A 277-nucleotide genomic window follows, 5' to 3' on the forward strand; every position below is an offset into this window, starting at 1 on the left:
CCTCCAGCGCGCAGCGCAGTTTCAGGATCTCGCCGAAATTCTCCTGGCTGACCGGGGCTGCGCGAAAGCCGCGCTGGTCAAGCCGTTCGACCAGCTGGTCCGAGACCAGCAGGGTCAGCGCCTCGCGGATCGGCGAGGCGCCGGTGTTCATCCGGTCCTTGAGATGCTCGATCTTCAGCTTCTCGCCCGGAGCCAGTTCACCGGTGATGATCATCTGGCGGATCGCCTGATAGGCGCCCTGCGTGGCAGACACGGCGGCTGGCGGTGCGGCGGAAGA

The 277-nt window shown here is 66.4% G+C and carries 1 protein-coding gene; it reads right to left on the bottom strand.

Annotation, left to right across the window (positions count from 1 at the left end):
* Positions 1-253 (bottom strand): GntR family transcriptional regulator (locus tag AB0T83_RS20640; RefSeq protein ID WP_366195022.1); only part of this gene is annotated, 253 nt, incomplete at its 3' end.
* Between the last annotated feature and the right edge of the window lie 24 nt (positions 254-277).

Origin of the sequence: Meridianimarinicoccus marinus (genome assembly GCF_040689105.1) — a bacterium.
In the GTDB taxonomy this organism is placed as follows: Bacteria; Pseudomonadota; Alphaproteobacteria; order Rhodobacterales; family Rhodobacteraceae; genus Meridianimarinicoccus; species Meridianimarinicoccus marinus.